Raw genomic sequence first — 17254 nt, 5'->3', positions numbered from 1 at the left:
TTTGGTTGACAAAATTTAAATTGGGCATGGGGCATGGGGCATGGGGCATTGGGCATTGATGAATGACTTTAAGCGGAATTTTCCTCATCAGTATTAGAAAACAGATTGGGATCGAGATAGTTAATGCGTGCCAGAGGACTTAAAGCAGAGAGAATTTGAGCGCCGTAACTACGGTAAACGACACGACTATCAAGCAAAGCTACGATTCCTTGACTTTCTCTGACTGGAGCGATCGCGCGTTGTAATTCATTCAAAGCTGCTGGCAACAAGTATAAACGGAACCAATCTTGATGCGATCGCTTATAGTAAGCTACCCTACCAGCTACTAGGGGATTTTCCAAAGATGGTAGGGGCAAAGTAGCAATAATTAACAGATGAGGTGTGGGCAAGACTCGTTGATGTTCTCGCCAAAACTCCCAACCGCTAATCAAAATACCATTCTCATCTAAACAAGTTTTTTCTACTTGCACCCGCGAACCAAACTCTGAGGCTAGAATTGCTCCAACTTGAGACTTGAGTGGTACATCCCCCACCAAGACAAGCGTTAGTCCTGGTGCTGTAGCACTCAGACAAACCAGCGTGCGGACTTTGTGAATAAACGCCGCTTGAAATTCTGGCGTGTTGGGTAGGGGCAACTTATAAGGTACATATAATTGAATTGCTTCCGCTTGACTTTCCGAGGAAAACTTCAAGCAAGTTAAATCGTCCAAACCGAAGCGCTGTCGGAAGAGGGGAGCTTCAGTTTCCGATTCTATAGCACTGCCAATTAAAACTACTGGTTGTCGCTGCCAAATGGGCGAGAGTATTTCGTCTAATTCAATTGGGGCGTAGTGTAGAGAAAATAAACCTTGCCGATGAGCAATAGTCGCCCAGAAGAGAGGAGGGGGGGCAGGGGAGGGAAGATTTTCATCAAGGCTTTGAAATTGCTGCCAGAAATGTTTCCAAGTATCTGGGAGGTTAGCTTGATCCAAAGCCAAATACAGACGGCTTAAAATTTCTATTTCTGGCTGAGAAATTAGATAGCACTCATAGGGATTAGCAGGATGCTGAAAAAGTTCGTGTGTCAGTTGTATGCGTGCTTCACGAATTGCCTCAGCTTGGTTTGGGCAAGCTAGCATGAGTTGATCCCAATCATGGGGTTGAATATCTTGAGTGAGCTGATGACGCACCCAATCTTCGAGATCATCTACTCCATCAATAATTGTGGGAATGCCTTGGGGAAAGCAAGAGCCACCAGCAAATTGTCCTTTTAACCAAGCTTCTGGGGAGGTTAACAGTAGCCCTTGAAACTCAGCATCAGGCCAAGCATCACCTGTCCTAATCGGTTTGTTGGCTGGTAGCCACTGCTGTAACCGGGGAATTTCTACCCGCAGCAGAAGTTGTTGCACCGCTTCTTGAGCAACAATGATTACAGGGCCATGCCACATCAATGCTGATGCTACGAAACTAGTACGATACCGCCCTTGATAGCCGCAAACCGCCCCGACTTGAATTAAGGCGCTACGTCCCAGGCGCAAGGCGCGTGCTACCAACCGTGCCATCGTCAAATGATGGGGCCAGGAAGGGAACCCCGCTTGCGATCGCAAAAAGTTATGTAGTGACAAATGAACTTCTGCTTCAATCACACGCTTTTAATTCCATACAAAGTGACTTTTACTTCCAATTGCCCCATTTCTATTATGTTGCTCTTTCTCATTAGTCCAAAACTAATGCCCAATGACCAATCACCAATTACCCTAAATTATGCCAACTTACACAGGAATTTCCAGCGAAGCCTTCAGGCATCCCCTAGATCACCAAGCCGAGCAAGCTTTACGAAATTTACCGGGATTTGATTTAATCGCTCGTAAATTTGTGGAATTTGTCTACGAACGCCCTCAATTAGTTTATCTAATGGGTAACACTATCCAAGTCGGGCCGCGTCAGTATTCCACTGTTTACCAGATATTTCGGGAATGCGTCCGGGATTTGGACATTTACCCAGAACCGGCACTGTTTGTCTCGCAAAATCCCCAAGCAAATAGCTATGCCCTGGGGCAAGAGAATCCTTACATAGTAATAAATACAGGGATACTAGAATTACTAGATGAAGCCGAGATTCGGACAGTGATAGCCCATGAACTGGGGCATATTAAATGTGGTCATACTATTTTAATTCAAATGGCGATGTGGGTGATGAGTGCTGCTTCTGTCTTGGGAGAATTGACCTTCGGCATCGGCAATTTTGTAACACAAGGCTTGATTTACGCCTTTTTTGAGTGGCGGCGTAAAGCCGAGTTATCGTCAGATCGTGCCGCCCTACTGGTGATGGATGACTTGAATCCGGTGATGTCAACGATGATGAAACTTTCTGGTGGTAGTAACAAATATGCCAATGAATGTAGTTTACAAGAGTTTATCAAACAGTCAGAAAATTATCAGGCATTGGATGAAGATGGACTAAATCAGGTGTATAAATTCTTGATATACAACGGCGCTCAAGGTATGATGTTGAGCCATCCTTTCCCAGTTGAACGTTTGCATTATTTACGGGCGTGGGCCGTATCCGAAGAATACCAGCAAATTCGCCGCGGAAATTATCAGCGATCGCCTGCCTCTGGAGCAGTAAATGTTACAGCCGAATCTTCCGAAAATGAAACAGAAAATTTGCGGCGGCAAATTGAAGAATTACAACGAGAAATTGACAGAATGAGAAGGAGTGATAATAATTCGTAATTCGTAATTCGTAATTCGTAATTAAGGAGCAATAATCATCAGGTGGACACTAGCATAAGCATCAAAATCGAGATTTCAATATCAGTGAACAGTGTCCACTCTACAATAATCTTAGTGGTATCGTCTGATTGGGGTGGGATAAATCCCAGATTCAAAATTAAGACTTGAAAATTGCTTAACTAACGCGGTGTGCAGCTTTCTCTCAAACCTAACCCCCAGCCCCTTCCCTTGTAGGGAAGGGGAGCAAGACTTAAAGCCTCTCCCCGAAGCGGGGAGAGGTTTGGAGAGGGGTTTTAAGAATAAGTCGCACATCGCGCTAACTATATCTCAGCATTAAATTAGATGTAGGCATTTATCAATATGGTAATTCACCTGATAAAACGGCTTTCTGTGTTCGCTACTATTCTTGCTATTGTCCTCTTCATGCCAGGAATTGTCTTAGCTGCACCCGTTCAATTCAATACTACTTCTGGGATTATTTTCGCCCAAACTATTAAAACTGTAAGCGACTCTACTTCATTGTCGGAGATTAACTTAACTCCCTTACAACGCCAAGAACTCCAGTCTGTGCGTCAGAGAAGAAACAAGGAAATTCAGGCAGTATTAAACACATCGCAACGTACCAAACTTAGTCATAACCTCCGCGCTGGTAATAATATCAATCAAGCCTTAGAAAGATTGAATTTGCAACCAGAACAGCAAGAATTGGTAAAGGCGATCGTTCAATTTACAAACTTGAAAATGAAAGCGATTTCATCTAAGCACTCGCTAAAAACAATACATAAATAAATGTTTTCTGAAAAAGGCAGGAGGCAGGATACAGAAGGCAGGAGAGAAAAAATGTATTCCGATCATTTTGCTTTAGAGCTAGTTTGACTTACTAAAGCTACATTGTAGTACAGGACAATTTTTACAGTTTAGTATTTAATATAATAGTGAAGTCAATACGGTTCGGATAAGGTTTTTTGATGACAGACCCTAAATCACAAAGACGGCGATTTATCGCGTCTCTTCCCTTAACCGAACCGTATTGATAGTGAAGTCAGTGTTTAGCGCAAAATAATAGCGTTGTTGATGAAACTGATCGGTTTGTTGATGAAACTGATCGGTTTGTTGATGAAACTGATCGGTTTGTTGATGAAACTGATCGGTTTGTTGATGAAACTGATCGGTTTGTTGATGAAACCGATCAGTTTGTTGATGAAACCGATCAGTTTGTTGATGAAACCGATCCGTTGTCTCGTTCCCAGTCTCCGACTGGGAATGCCTACGGGAGGCTCCGCCTCAAGACTTGCGGCAGAGCCGCAATGAGCAAGCATTTCTAGCCAGAGGCTAGAAACGAGGTTTGAAAGGGATTTTGGCTTAAGTTGACACCAATGGGCACTGCCGTGTCCCTACTGGTGTATCTCACGTAAACGAGAACCGCACTAATTCCTATCAATCCAAGAATTGGGATCAATTCTTAATCCCCGTCGTGGCAATACCCTGAATAAACTGGCGCTGACCGATGAGAAATAATACCATCACTGGAACTGTCGCTATTGTTACCGCCGCCATCATCAAAGGCCAATTATTCGTAAATTGCTCCTGAAACTCAGCCAACGCCAGCTGCACCGTCCTCAATTCTGGTCGTGTCGTAAATACCAAAGGTTTAAACAAATCATTCCATTCGCCAATAAAGGTGAACAAAAACAGCGTCACCAACGCTGGACGGGCTAGAGGTAACATCACCCGCCACAAAATTTGCAGACGGTTCGCCCCGTCTATGGCTGCGGCTTCCTCTAACTCTACAGGAATTGTCTGGAAATATTGACGGAGCAAGAAAATGCCAAAGCCGTTGACAGCAGTGGGTAAAATTAGCGCCCCATAAGTATTAATCAGGTGTCCCCACTTCAAAACCAAGAAGATGGGAATCACCAATAACTGAAAGGGAATCACCAAGGTTGCTAAGACAACCAATAGCAGTGCTTGGCGGCCTCGAAACTTTAGCCGTGCGAGGGCGTAACCAGCCAAAGCGGAAGTGACAATTTGAAACGCCGTCACAGCGATCGCTACCAAGGTAGAATTAGCAAACGCCAGCAAAAATTTTCCCTGCTGCCAGGCAACGCGATAATTAGCTAAAGACCAGTTATTTTTAGACAAATCTTCCGGGCTTGCGATAGTCGGTGCAAAGGAGGTGAGAAAGACCACAAACAACGGTAGTAGAACGATAAACGCCCCTAGCACTAACACTACTAGGCTCAAAAAATTGCCAGATTTTAGATTCCAATTTGGTTTGGACATGAATTAAACTGCAAAGTATTTATTTTGCTAGTACTAGAGCATCACCCCCAGCAACAGTTAATCTATAAATATAGTTACTTGTTAAGTTAAATTAAACCATAGTGATTATTACCCTCAGTTCATACGGTAAATTAAATCCTGGTGTCAAATAATTCAGGTTTACAGGAGTAAACATACCATGCAGCAGCTTACAGACCAATTTAAAGAATTAGATTTCAAGAGCGAAACATACAAAGATGCTTATAGCCGGATTAATGCGATCGTAATTGAAGGCGAACAAGAAGCCCATGACAATTACATCACACTAGCCCAACTGCTGCCGGAATCTGAAGATGAATTGATTCGCCTATCCAAAATGGAAAGTCGCCACAAAAAAGGATTTGAAGCTTGTGGGCGAAATTTACAAGTAACTCCAGACCTGGAATTTGCCAAGGAGTTTTTCTCTGGACTACACCAAAATTTCCAAACAGCGGCCGCAGAACAGAAAGTTGTCACTTGCTTATTGATTCAGTCTTTAATTATTGAATGTTTTGCGATCGCAGCCTATAACATTTACATCCCTGTCGCTGATGATTTTGCCCGTAAAATCACCGAGGGAGTGGTAAAAGAAGAATATAGCCATCTCAACTTTGGAGAAGTTTGGTTGAAAGAACACTTTACAGAATCCAAAGCTGAACTAGAGCAAGCAAATCGCCAAAACCTTCCCATCGTTTGGCGAATGCTGAACAAAGTAGAGGGTGATGCTCATACAATGGCAATGGAAAAAGATGCTTTGGTAGAAGACTTTATGATTCAGTACGGTGAAGCACTGAGTAATATCGGCTTCACAACCCGCGACATCATGCGCTTGTCAGCCTACGGACTCATAGCCGCTTAAAAAAGTACTGAGTTGTGAGTGCTGAGTTAGGAGTGAAGAATGAAGAAATTATCTGAATACTAATTGCTTCTTTTTTACCTAAATACCGTCTCAGCACTCAACTCAGCACTCAGCACTGCTGAACCACTTCAATTCCACGCGATCGAGGCAGCATAAGCCTAATAATCACTACATGTTTGGTCTAATTGGACATTTGACTAGTTTGGAACACGCTCAAGCGGTAGCCCAAGAATTGGGATATCCAGAATATGCCGATCAAGGGCTAGACTTTTGGTGCAGCGCCCCGCCGCAAATTGTCGATACCATTATTGTCACCAGTATCACTGGGCAGAAAATTGAAGGACGGTATGTAGAATCTTGCTTTTTGCCGGAGATGCTAGCGACTCGCCGCATCAAAGCCGCAACGCGCAAAATCCTCAACGCCATGGCCCATGCACAGAAACATGGCATTAACATCACAGCTTTAGGCGGATTTTCCTCAATTATTTTTGAAAACTTTAAGTTAGAGCAGTTTAGCCAAGTCCGCAACATTAAACTAGAGTTTGAACGCTTCACCACAGGAAACACCCACACTGCCTACATTATTTGTAAGCAGGTGGAAGAAGCGTCAAAACAACTAGGAATTGATCTATCAAAAGCGACTGTTGCTATATGTGGGGCAACTGGGGATATTGGCAGTGCAGTTACACGCTGGCTAGATGCAAAAACAGATGTCAAAGAACTTTTGTTAATAGCCCGCGATCAAGAACGTCTCAAAGAATTGCAAGCTGAACTGGGACGGGGAAAAATCATGGCTTTGAGCGAAGCACTACCCCAAGCTGATGTTGTAGTTTGGGTTGCCAGTATGCCCAAAGGCATGGAAATTGAACCCACAGTTTTGAAACAACCTTGTCTATTGATTGATGGTGGTTATCCTAAAAATTTAGCAACGAAAATTCAACATCCTGGTGTATACGTGTTAAATGGTGGAATTGTAGAGCATTCCCTGGATATTGACTGGAAAATCATGAAAATAGTCAATATGGACGTGCCAGCACGCCAGTTGTTTGCTTGTTTTGCCGAATCAATGCTACTGGAGTTTGAGAAGTTGTACACGAACTTTTCGTGGGGACGTAATCAGATTACCGTAGACAAAATGGAGCAGATTGGTCGGGTGTCAATTAAACATGGATTTAGACCACTGCTGGTTTAAAGACAGGGACAGGGAATAGGTGACAGGTGACTGAGAAGCAGTTTTAACCTCATCCTCAATACATAATATTCCCTATTCCCTATTCCCTATTCCCTATCCCCTATCCCCTAACTATGGCAACTACCGAACGTAAACCGCTACTGTTGGATTTTGAAAAGCCCCTAGCAGAACTCGCAACCCGAATTGATCAAATTCGGCAACTTGCAGAAGAAAATGGTGTTGATGTTTCTGGCCAAATTCGTCAGCTAGAAGCGCGTGCCATGCAACTGCGTGAGGAAATTTTCAGTAGTCTATCACCGTCTCAGCAATTGCAAGTCGCTCGTCATCCGCGTCGCCCCAGTACTCTCGATTACATTCAAGCAATCAGTGATGAATGGATGGAATTGCATGGCGATCGCTGTGGTGGTGATGATCCGGCTTTAGTTGGTGGTATCGGCCGTCTGAGTGGGCAACCTGTGGTGATGTTAGGTCATCAAAAAGGTCGTGATACCAAAGACAATATTGCTCGTAACTTTGGAATGCCTTACCCTGGGGGCTACCGCAAGGCGATGCGGTTGATGGAACACGCCAACAAGTTTAGTATGCCGATACTAACTTTTATCGACACGCCGGGAGCTTGGTCTGGCGTGGAAGCAGAACATCAAGGCCAAGGAGAGGCGATCGCTTATAACTTGCGAGAAATGTTTTGCCTGGATGTACCCATTATCTGCACAGTCATTGGTGAAGGCGGTTCTGGTGGCGCACTTGGTATTGGTGTAGGCGATCGCCTGCTCATGTTTGAACACTCAGTTTATACCGTTGCTACACCCGAAGCCTGTGCCGCGATTTTGTGGAAAGATGCTGCGAAAGCTCCCCAAGCTGCTGTTGCTCTAAAAATTATTTCCCATGACCTGAAAAAGTTGGGAATTATTGACCAAATATTGCCTGAACCCACTGGTGGCGCTCATGCCGATCCTTTAAAAGCCGCTAATATTCTCAAGCAAGTGTTGTTGGAAAATTTGGACGACCTCAATCGTTTAACTGCTCCAGAACGTCGCCAACTACGGTATGAAAAATTCCGCAAAATTGGTGTTTTTACAGAAGCTGCCCATTAACAACGCTGCATAATCATTGCTCAACTGCACAGTAATGCTATAATTGCCTATGTGCTTAAAGATTTTTAACAATCTAGCCATAGGCATTTGCATGTTTGGCAAATCTACTCAATCAAATTGAGTAGGTTTTGTGTTTTTAAGTAATCTTGTTTGAGTATACGGCGTAATTTTCCAGGCGATGATTATGTTGTCTTCACTGGAAAAACCCACAATATACCAATCATTGCACTGCACAGTAGCAGTTACTTAATGGAAATCATCAGATTTTTAGATTCCTTTAATCTATCCAAATCGAGAAGCGAGAATAATTGGGTGGTAATAGACTTTGGGAACTGCCAAAAAATTGGGAGACACCATGAGTTTTGAGCAAAAACGACGCGCCCTGATTACTGGGGCAAGTAGTGGAATTGGGAAAGCAACCGCTTTAGCCTTTGCGAAAGCGGGAATAGATGTCGCCTTAGTCAGTCGTTCCTTGGATAAGTTAGAGGCGGTAAGAGAGGCTGTACAGCATACTGGAGTGGAAGCGAAAGCTTACGCGGTGGATCTAGCGCTGATCTCCCAAGTACAAGAAAATATCCAAGTGATCGCCCTTGACTTTGGTGAGATAGACATTCTGGTAAACAGTGCTGGCATAGCATATACAGCTACTTTGGGCGAGACTCCCTTAGAGGACTGGCAGCAGGTAATTAACTTGAATCTTACCAGCGTGTTTCAGTGCATTGTGGGGATTTTGCCTTCAATGCGCGATCGGGCTACAGGCACAATTATCAACGTCGCTTCAATTGCCGCCAAGCAACCGTTTCCCAATTGGGGAGCATACAGCGTCAGCAAGGCTGGTTTGATTGCCCTCTCTCAAACCCTGGCACAAGAAGAACGTACCCACGGCATTCGGGTCACTGTTATCTGTCCTGGCGCAGTCAATACCGAACTTTGGGACACTGAGACTGTCCACGCCAACTTAGACCGCTCAAAAATGTTAACCCCGGAAATTGTGGCTCAGTCAATTCTCCACACAGTTCTGTTACCACAACAGGCAGTCATTGATGAATTGACCCTGATGCCTAGCGCTGGCGCACTTTAATTGTGAAGTTAGGAGTTCAAATTTTGGGCATCGCTGAATAAAAGCATGAAAACTATTTTATTTAATCCCAAAATTCTTGTTGAGGCTCAATATATCACGTTTTAACATCTGAATTTATACTCCAACTGGGCAACACCGAATTTTTCAACTCATAACTCAATCCAAATCATAATCAAGACTGAATCATGACTATAGCTAGTTCCAACGGTTCCAACTCCTCTCAATCGCCTCTGATTCCCGACTTAGCAGAAACCATAACTCCTAGACCCGATCGCAATACTCACAATGGGCGACAAGTGGATTTGTCACCGCCAAAAGAGGAACAGTTAGAGGAAATGAAGGATGCCGTGCGGACACTAATATTGGGTGTCGGAGAAGATCCTGAACGCGAAGGACTTCTCAAAACACCCAAGCGGGTGGCTGAGGCAATGCGGTTTCTTACCAGTGGCTACAACCAATCTCTTGAAGAACTCGTTAACGATGCCATTTTTAATGAAGGGCATAGCGAGATGGTACTAGTGAGAGATATTAATTTCTTTAGTCTGTGCGAACACCATATGCTGCCATTTATGGGTAAAGCGCACGTTGCTTATATCCCCAACCAAAAAGTTGTAGGTCTGAGTAAGCTAGCCCGCATTGTTGAGATGTATTCCCGCCGCTTGCAAGTACAGGAAAGGCTAACCCGCCAAATTGCCGAAGCAGTTCAAACTATTCTCGAACCTCAAGGCGTTGCAGTTGTGATGGAAGCTAGCCACATGTGTATGGTGATGCGAGGCGTCCAGAAACCAGGTTCTTGGACTGTCACCAGCGCAATGGTTGGTATGTTTCAAGAAGAACACAAAACCCGCGAAGAATTCTTTAATTTGATTCGTCACCAAGCAGCGTTTTTTTAAGTGCTGAGTTAGGAGTTAGGAGTTAATTCACAACTTGTAACTCCTAACTCCTAACTTTTAGGTAAATTAATATTTTTTAAGCTCTGAAATAGAAGTGCTACTTTATCTAAATCCTTATCCCCAGGTGCACGTTCCACACCACTAGATAAATCAACGCCGCTAGGATTAACCTGACTCAGGGCTTCCACAATATTGTCTGCTGTTAGCCCTCCTGCTAAAAACCAAGGACAACTGGGGCTAAATTGCTCTAGCATTGTCCAATCTAAGGTTTTGCCTGTACCACCCAGTTGTTCGGGATGGTACGCATCAAGTAGTAAAGTATCTACGTATTTGGTGTAATCAATTGCTGTGTCAAGATCCTCAAGATTACGAATTCTAAGTGCTTTAATAATTTCGATATTGGGTAAAGCTTGACGTAACTGGGAGCAAAAATCTGGTAATTCATCTCCGTGTAACTGGACACCAGTCAACCCAGAATCAACAACTATCTGACTTATTTCGGCGATGCTAGCGTTGGCAAAAACACCAATTGTATCAATATTTACCGGGAGTTGTGCTACTGCTGCCCGAATTTGGGATGTGGTAACGTAGCGAGGTGAGGTAGGCACACAAATAAATCCTAGTGCCGTTGCGCCTAGAGAGGCGATCGCTATAGACTGTTGTGGTTGAGTAATGCCGCAAATTTTAACGCGCATGAAAATCTAATAAATTTAAAATAATCATTAAAAAAGTCTAAACTATCTAAAAAACTTTTGCCCCTTGTAATTTTATAATCTTGTAGGTCTAGATTAACTTTTCGATTCAGGAGACAAAAGCTTGATTTCCTCTATTTTACTAGCAGCATCTGCATCTGTTCCCGCAACACCCGCGTGGAATCCTACAGTAGCAATCATCATCAGCGTTAGCAGCTTAATAATGGTTTTACTAAGTACTAGGATCGAAAAACCCCTAGTTGGCCCCAAGTTCCCTATTCTACCGATTAGTATTCCAACATTCGTTGCTGCGATGGCTTTTGGTCATATTGTTGGCGTTGGTATCGTTTTAGGACTGACTAACATCGGTCGTCTATAGTTTTGTGATAACGTCGGCGTTAATTCTAACGCCACGATAAATACAAAACTCTCAAAAACGATTTTGGTTCTTTCTCCAGCAACATAACTTGTGAGCATTAGCGAAACCCAACACGTTGCAAGGTTTGTTGCAATAAGATTCAGTTAAGATCCCCCCGCCTCCGGCGACCCCCTTAAAAAGGGGGTAAAAGAGGTATTAGCCCCCTTTTTTAAGGGGGGTTGGGGGGATCTCCAAACACTGAATATCACTAACCCAAGCGTATTGAGGATACATTAAGTTCTATAAATTTTATTTTTTCAATCTGACAAACTCAAGATGAGGGGAATGAGGGGATGAGGAAGTAGATTTCTCCCCCTGTTTCCCACTCCAGAAGTTTGTTTACAGGCATTAATTGTCTATTCTAGAAATAAGAGCATTTCGTAACTCGGCACTACCGAATTGATGCTCAGAAGGATATGTATAAGTATATACCAAGTATTACAGTATAGGAACTACTGGGGATATCTAGTTTTAGGACAATGTAATGCAAACAAATTGGAAAATTGGGTCTTTATTTGGAATTCCCCTGTTTTTAGACCCGTTGTGGTTTGTGATTTTAGGGTTGGCAACCCTTAATTTTGGGGTAGCTTATCAACAATGGGGGACTATTATAGCTTGGAGTGCTGGAATAGTTATGGCACTGCTGCTATTTAGTTCAGTTTTGTTACATGAGTTGGGTCATAGCTTGGTAGCCCGATCGCAAGGGATTAAAGTTAACTCTATTACTCTGTTTCTGTTTGGCGGTGTCGCTGCCATAGAAGAAGAGTCTAAAACTCCTTTCAAAGCTTTTCAAGTAGCGATCGCTGGGCCTTTGGTGAGTATCATACTATTTTTCCTCCTCCGTCTGGCAACTATTGTGATACCTGATACGAATCCCCTCCGTGTCATGGTTGGAGATTTGGCGAGAATTAACTTGCTTGTGGCGCTATTTAACCTAATTCCTGGCTTACCTCTAGATGGAGGGCAAGTGTTAAAAGCAGCACTATGGCAAATAACAGGCAATCGTTTTCAAGCCGTACACTGGGCTGCAAAGGCGGGGCAAATTTTGGGTTACAGTGCGATCGCTTTAGGATTTGCTGTAGATTTCTTTACAAGAGAATTGGTAGTTGGTTTGTGGATTGCTTTGTTGGGTTGGTTTGCTGTCCGCAACGCCAACAGCTATGACAGCATGACTACATTACAAGAAAGCTTACTCGATGTAATGGCGGCTGAAGCAATGACCCGTGACTTTCGTGTTGTTGATGCTGACCAGACATTACGTGCCTTTGCCGATTTATACTTATTAGAAACCGCCCCATCACAGGTTTATTTTGCTGCTTCTGATGGACGTTACCGGGGTTTGGTTCCCATTGACGATTTGCGTTTAATTGAAAGAAGTCAATGGGAAAGCAAAACTGTACACAGCATCACGCATCCCTTGACAGAAATACCTACCGTTGCGGAATCAACATTGATAGCTGAGGTAATTAACAAGCTAGAAAATGAGCAGTTACGTCGAATTACCGTCCTTTCGCCAGCTGGTGCTGTAGCTGGTGTAATTGATCGGGGAGATATTGTGCGATCGTTGGCGCAAAAGTTAAATTTACCCGTAACATCTGTTGAAATTAAACGCATCAAAGAAGAAGGTAGTTATCCGCCAGGATTACAACTAGGAGTCATAGCGAAATCAACTTCAAATTAAATTTTCGTCATAGTTTTGCACTTTTATTTGTGAAAAATGTGTGTGATATTTAATTTTGTATTTGGTTACAAAATGCTTTTTTTGAGTCAAAGGTAGGATTGCCTACCTTTTTTATTTTTTGTTAAATGAAAACTTCAAGTTTAAAGTGATTAAGATGTAGGTATGTGATATACTGTGTCTCTCACTTACCCTGGTTTTATGGGACTGCCAATTGTTGCAATTATCGGACGCCCAAATGTGGGCAAATCCACCCTGGTTAATCGACTCGCCGGGGAACAAACGGCGATTGTCCATGATGAACCGGGAGTGACACGCGATCGCACTTATCTACCAGCTTTCTGGAATGGTCGCGAATTTTTAGTGGTAGACACTGGTGGTTTAGTTTTTAATGATGATACCGAATTTTTACCACTGATTCGTCAACAGGCAATGACAGCGCTTGCAGAAGCGTGTGCCGCTATTTTTGTAGTAGATGGTCAAACAGGCCCCACATCGGCAGATTTAGAAATTGCCGAATGGTTGCGCCAACAACCCGTACCCGTGCTACTAACTGTAAATAAATGTGAATCCCCAGAACAAGGCTTAATGCAAGCTGCCGAATTTTGGGAATTAGGATTGGGTGAACCTTACGCCGTCTCCGCAATTCATGGAAGCGGCACAGGAGAGTTACTCGACGACTTAATGACTCACATACCAGCTGCTGAGGACATCCCAGACACTAATGAAATCAAAGTGGCAATTGTGGGACGTCCGAATGTGGGCAAATCAAGCTTACTCAATAGTTTTGTCGGCGAAGAAAGGGCAATTGTCAGCCCGATTTCTGGCACAACCCGCGATGCGATTGATACTGTCATTGAACGAGACGGACAAACCTACCGCTTGATTGACACCGCCGGGATTCGCAAAAAGAAACACATAGAATACGGTACGGAATTCTTCAGTATTAACCGTGCTTTCAAGGCGATTCGCCGCGCTGACGTGGTTTTATTGGTACTAGATGCTGTAGATGGAGTCACTGAGCAAGACCAAAAATTAGCTGGGCGGATTATTGATGAAGGTCGAGCCTGCATCATCGTAGTTAATAAGTGGGATGCTGTCGAAAAAGACTCTTATACAATCTACGACTACGAAAAAACTCTCCAATCACGGTTACATTTTACCGAATGGGCAGAAACAATCTTTGTGAGTGCTTTGTCAGGACAACGGGTAGAAAAGATTTTAGAGTTGGTGAAAACGGCGGCTGAATCACACAAACGTCGTGTCAGCACATCAGTTATTAACGAAGTTTTAACAGACGCAGTTAGCTGGCATTCGCCGCCAGCATCCCGTGGTGGGCGTCAGGGCAAGATTTATTATGGTACACAAGTGAGTACGCAACCACCAACGATCGCTCTATTTGTGAACGAAGCCAAACGCTTTAACGACAACTACCGCCGCTACATTGAACGGCAATTCCGTCAACAGCTAGGATTTAAAGGCACACCGATGATTATCCTGTGGCGGAGTAAAAAAGTGCGTGATGCCGAAAGTGGTAATGTAAATAGAGCAACTCGCGTCAAATTAAGTTAGGAGTTATGAGTGAGGAGTTATGAGTTAAAGTCAAAATTACTAACTATATAACCCTATCGACTTGAGTTTGATAGCGGTACAAATTGAAAGTTATGAGTTAAAGTCAAAACTCCTAACTCCTAACTCCTCACTCTTAACTCTAAAATGGATTTACTGCGATCGCTGCCACTTGGACTTTACTTAGAACAACCCCAAACTTGGCTGCATAAAATCGATCCACGAGTCAAGTTTGCTTGGTTGATGAGCTTTTTAACAAGCTATGTTTTGGCTAACAGCTTTTGGCGTGTGCTGCTAGTGGTATTTTTGATTATTACCACCTTAATGGCCAGGATTCCCCGACGAGTATGGCAACAGCAAATGGGTTGGTTGTTAATACTATCGTTTTTTGTCTTAGCGATCGCAGCCATTAGTCCTGATCCACTTGGTGTAGATTATCAGCCACGCCTACCAGCTAACGAACAAATATTAACCCAGCCATTAAACTCTAATAATCCTGTTCAAAAGCAAGTAGACGAGCAAAAAAAATACAGCTACGTACTATTTCACACAGGCCCAGTCAAAGTGACTCGCCGCTCCTTGGATTTGGCTATAAGCCTGAGTACAATTATATTTACCGTGATTTATAGCACTAACCTGTATTTGCTGACAACCGCACCAGAAGAAATCACATCTGGCATAGAAAGCTTGATGCAACCCCTGCGACGCTTCAAGTGGCCTGTCACAGAAATTGCTTTAACTTTAACCTTATCCTTGCGCTTTATTCCCCTGGTTTTAGAAGAAGTGCAAAACTTATTTCGCTCCGTAATGACAAGGGCAATTAATTGGAAAAAGCTGGGATTAAAAGGAGCATTCAAGGTTTGGATGACAGTCGCAGAGAGACTGTTAGAAAATCTGCTCTTACGAGCTGAACAAATGGCGAATGCAATGATGGTACGTGGTTTTACCAGTCCGAATGAACATCGAGTCCAGTGGCACGATTTACGATTAAAAGGGCGTGACTGGCTAGCTATTGCAACTTTAATTTTATTCTGGGGAGTGCGCCTGGCTATAGGAACTAAGACCTAATTTTGCAAGCATTCATAGTTATTTGTACTCCCTGCTGAAAAATAAAACTGTCAACGAACTATTGACAACGCTTGTAAACAGATATGATCAAGGCTTGGTATTGGCGATCGCTACCTTTAGAAAAGCGCACAGGTTCGGAAGTTTTTGTTACCCTGTTTCGCCCCATCACCTCACCGGGAATTGCTACCCTACTGGAAAGTCCCTACCCAACGCCAATCGACCATCCCCAACTTAACCGATATTCTATCTGTGCAGGCGCTCCTCGTATAGTCGATGGCATTCCACAGATGTGGACACCAGAAGTAGGAGATGTTCTCCCTTTCCTAGAAAAGTTGTTGCAGCAAGGCGTAGCGGGACATGAGGTAGTATTTTCTTCCCCTGCTTCCCCATCTCCCCTACCTCCCCATCTCCCTTTCACCGGTGGTTGGTTGGGTTGGCTAGGCTACGATGTAGCCTGGGAAATTGAACAGTTACCGCGTCAGAAAATTGATCCCCTGCCGTTTCCTGTAGCTTTTTGGTATGAACCAGATTGTTTTGCTGTTTTAGATCACGCAGAACAAATTCTTTGGCTAGCTGCAAGTGATCCGGGTGGACTTGAGGAATTACAGAAGAAGTTAGCAAAGAAAGACGAGGCAGAAGACGCACAGAGTAATTTCGCCGTGTCTTCTTCCCCGCCTCTGTTTTTGACATCGCAAGCAGATTATGAAACAGCTGTAAACCAGGTGAAAAAATATATTCAAGCTGGAGACATCTTTCAAGCAAATCTTTCCCTGCGATTTCAAGCGTCTACATCGGCTTCAGGTTGGGAAATTTACCAAGCCTTGCAAAAAATCAATCCTTCTCCTTTTGCCAGCTATTGGCGATCGCCTTGGGGAGAAGTGATCAGTTGTTCGCCGGAACGATTGGTACTGTTGCAAAATCGACAAGCCGAAACCAGACCAATCGCTGGGACGCGATCGCGTGGCACCACTCCACAACAAGATATTCAATTGGCACAAGATTTACTCAGCAACACCAAAGAACGTGCAGAACACATCATGCTGGTGGATTTAGAACGCAATGATTTAGGGCGAGTTTGTGAATGGGGAACGGTTACAGTTGACCAATTGCTGACAATTGAAAGATATAGCCATGTGATGCATCTTGTCAGCAACATCAAAGGTACTTTAAAAGACAATCAAACTACCATTGATTTGATTCGCGCCACGTTCCCAGGTGGAACAATTACAGGCTGTCCCAAAGTCCGTTGCATGGAAATTATTGAAGAATTAGAACCCTGGCGACGCAGCTTGTTCTACGGTTCCTGCGGCTATTTAGATTGGCGCGGTAATTTAGACTTAAATATCTTAATTCGTACCTTGTTACTAGCTCCCGTGTCTCAAGAAGCTAGGGGAACAGGGAAAGAATTCCTGACTCAGAACCCCCCACTCAACACCGTCTGGGGACAAGTTGGCGCGGGAATTGTCGCAGACAGCGATCCGGAAAAAGAATGGTATGAATCTCTGCACAAAGCTCAGGCACAACTGGCAGCCCTGAGAATGCTGAATAGGGAATAGGGAATAGGGAATAGGGAATAGGGAATAGGGAATAGGGAATAGGGAATAGGGAATAGGGCACTTGTACTGAGCGCAGTCGAAGTATTGGGCATAGTTATTCTCCTTGTCTCCCCCCACTCCCCACTCCCCACTCTCCAC

The 17254-nt window shown here is 43.8% G+C and carries 16 protein-coding genes; 13 read left to right on the top strand and 3 right to left on the bottom strand.

Going from position 1 to position 17254, the window contains the following annotated elements:
• Positions 1–68: 68 nt before the first annotated feature.
• Positions 69–1625, bottom strand: coding sequence for a helicase C-terminal domain-containing protein (locus F8S12_RS05500; RefSeq protein WP_196515336.1), 1557 nt, complete (start codon positions 1623–1625; stop codon positions 69–71).
• 118 nt (positions 1626–1743) lie between these two features.
• Between F8S12_RS05500 and F8S12_RS05495 the strand changes: the two genes are divergently transcribed.
• From F8S12_RS05495 to F8S12_RS05485, 3 genes are all read left to right on the top strand, one after another.
• On the top strand, positions 1744–2715 hold the full coding sequence (locus F8S12_RS05495) for a M48 family metallopeptidase (protein ID WP_196515335.1): 972 nt from the start codon (positions 1744–1746) through the stop codon (positions 2713–2715).
• Between the two features lie 360 nt (positions 2716–3075).
• A complete protein-coding gene (locus tag F8S12_RS05490) occupies positions 3076–3504 on the top strand; it encodes a hypothetical protein (RefSeq protein WP_196515334.1) in 429 nt (142 codons plus the stop codon).
• A 285-nt stretch (positions 3505–3789) separates the two neighbouring features.
• A complete protein-coding gene (locus F8S12_RS05485; RefSeq protein ID WP_196515333.1) occupies positions 3790–4026 on the top strand; it encodes a hypothetical protein in 237 nt (78 codons plus the stop codon).
• Positions 4027–4170: 144 nt separating this feature from the next.
• On the opposite strand, the gene F8S12_RS05480 is transcribed toward F8S12_RS05485, so the two are convergent.
• Positions 4171–4998, bottom strand: coding sequence for a carbohydrate ABC transporter permease (locus tag F8S12_RS05480; RefSeq protein ID WP_196515332.1), 828 nt, complete (start codon positions 4996–4998; stop codon positions 4171–4173).
• A 178-nt stretch (positions 4999–5176) separates the two neighbouring features.
• Between F8S12_RS05480 and F8S12_RS05475 the strand changes: the two genes are divergently transcribed.
• From F8S12_RS05475 to folE, 5 genes are all read left to right on the top strand, one after another.
• Positions 5177–5875 carry an aldehyde oxygenase (deformylating) gene (locus tag F8S12_RS05475; protein WP_196515331.1) on the top strand — a complete coding sequence of 233 codons (699 nt, stop codon included), beginning with the start codon at positions 5177–5179 and terminating at the stop codon, positions 5873–5875.
• A gap of 172 nt (positions 5876–6047) precedes the next feature.
• Positions 6048–7067, top strand: coding sequence for a long-chain acyl-[acyl-carrier-protein] reductase (locus tag F8S12_RS05470; RefSeq protein WP_196515330.1), 1020 nt, complete (start codon positions 6048–6050; stop codon positions 7065–7067).
• A 113-nt stretch (positions 7068–7180) separates the two neighbouring features.
• Complete coding sequence (locus tag F8S12_RS05465; RefSeq protein WP_196515329.1) at positions 7181–8161, top strand: acetyl-CoA carboxylase carboxyltransferase subunit alpha; 981 nt, start codon at positions 7181–7183, stop codon at positions 8159–8161.
• Positions 8162–8516: 355 nt separating this feature from the next.
• A complete protein-coding gene (locus F8S12_RS05460; RefSeq protein ID WP_196515349.1) occupies positions 8517–9242 on the top strand; it encodes an SDR family oxidoreductase in 726 nt (241 codons plus the stop codon).
• 185 nt (positions 9243–9427) lie between these two features.
• On the top strand, positions 9428–10135 hold the full coding sequence (folE, locus tag F8S12_RS05455) for a GTP cyclohydrolase I FolE (RefSeq protein ID WP_196515328.1): 708 nt from the start codon (positions 9428–9430) through the stop codon (positions 10133–10135).
• Between the two features lie 50 nt (positions 10136–10185).
• Here folE and F8S12_RS05450 read toward each other — a convergent pair whose 3' ends face one another.
• Positions 10186–10830 (bottom strand): phosphoribosylanthranilate isomerase, encoded by a 645-nt coding sequence (locus F8S12_RS05450; protein WP_196515327.1) that lies wholly within the window; start codon positions 10828–10830, stop codon positions 10186–10188.
• A 121-nt stretch (positions 10831–10951) separates the two neighbouring features.
• Here F8S12_RS05450 and psaK point away from each other — a divergent pair, with 121 nt between their 5' ends.
• The 5 genes from psaK (at position 10952) to F8S12_RS05425 (ending at position 17116) form a co-directional block, all read left to right on the top strand.
• The gene (gene psaK / locus F8S12_RS05445; RefSeq protein ID WP_196515326.1) at positions 10952–11206 is read left to right on the top strand and encodes a photosystem I reaction center subunit PsaK; all 255 of its coding nucleotides are present in this window, start codon (positions 10952–10954) and stop codon (positions 11204–11206) included.
• 523 nt (positions 11207–11729) lie between these two features.
• Positions 11730–12926, top strand: coding sequence for a site-2 protease family protein (locus F8S12_RS05440; protein ID WP_196515325.1), 1197 nt, complete (start codon positions 11730–11732; stop codon positions 12924–12926).
• 198 nt (positions 12927–13124) lie between these two features.
• A complete protein-coding gene (gene der / locus F8S12_RS05435; RefSeq protein WP_196515348.1) occupies positions 13125–14495 on the top strand; it encodes a ribosome biogenesis GTPase Der in 1371 nt (456 codons plus the stop codon).
• A gap of 144 nt (positions 14496–14639) precedes the next feature.
• Complete coding sequence (locus tag F8S12_RS05430) at positions 14640–15560, top strand: energy-coupling factor transporter transmembrane component T family protein (protein WP_196515324.1); 921 nt, start codon at positions 14640–14642, stop codon at positions 15558–15560.
• Positions 15561–15643: 83 nt separating this feature from the next.
• On the top strand, positions 15644–17116 hold the full coding sequence (locus F8S12_RS05425) for an anthranilate synthase component I (RefSeq protein WP_196515323.1): 1473 nt from the start codon (positions 15644–15646) through the stop codon (positions 17114–17116).
• The last annotated feature ends 138 nt before the right edge of the window (positions 17117–17254 follow it).

The organism is Nostoc sp. WHI, from assembly GCF_015714725.1.
Lineage (GTDB): Bacteria > Cyanobacteriota > Cyanobacteriia > Cyanobacteriales > Nostocaceae > Nostoc.
Note: the sequence above shows the minus strand (reverse complement) of the source record. Positions and strands in the feature narration are given on the sequence as shown.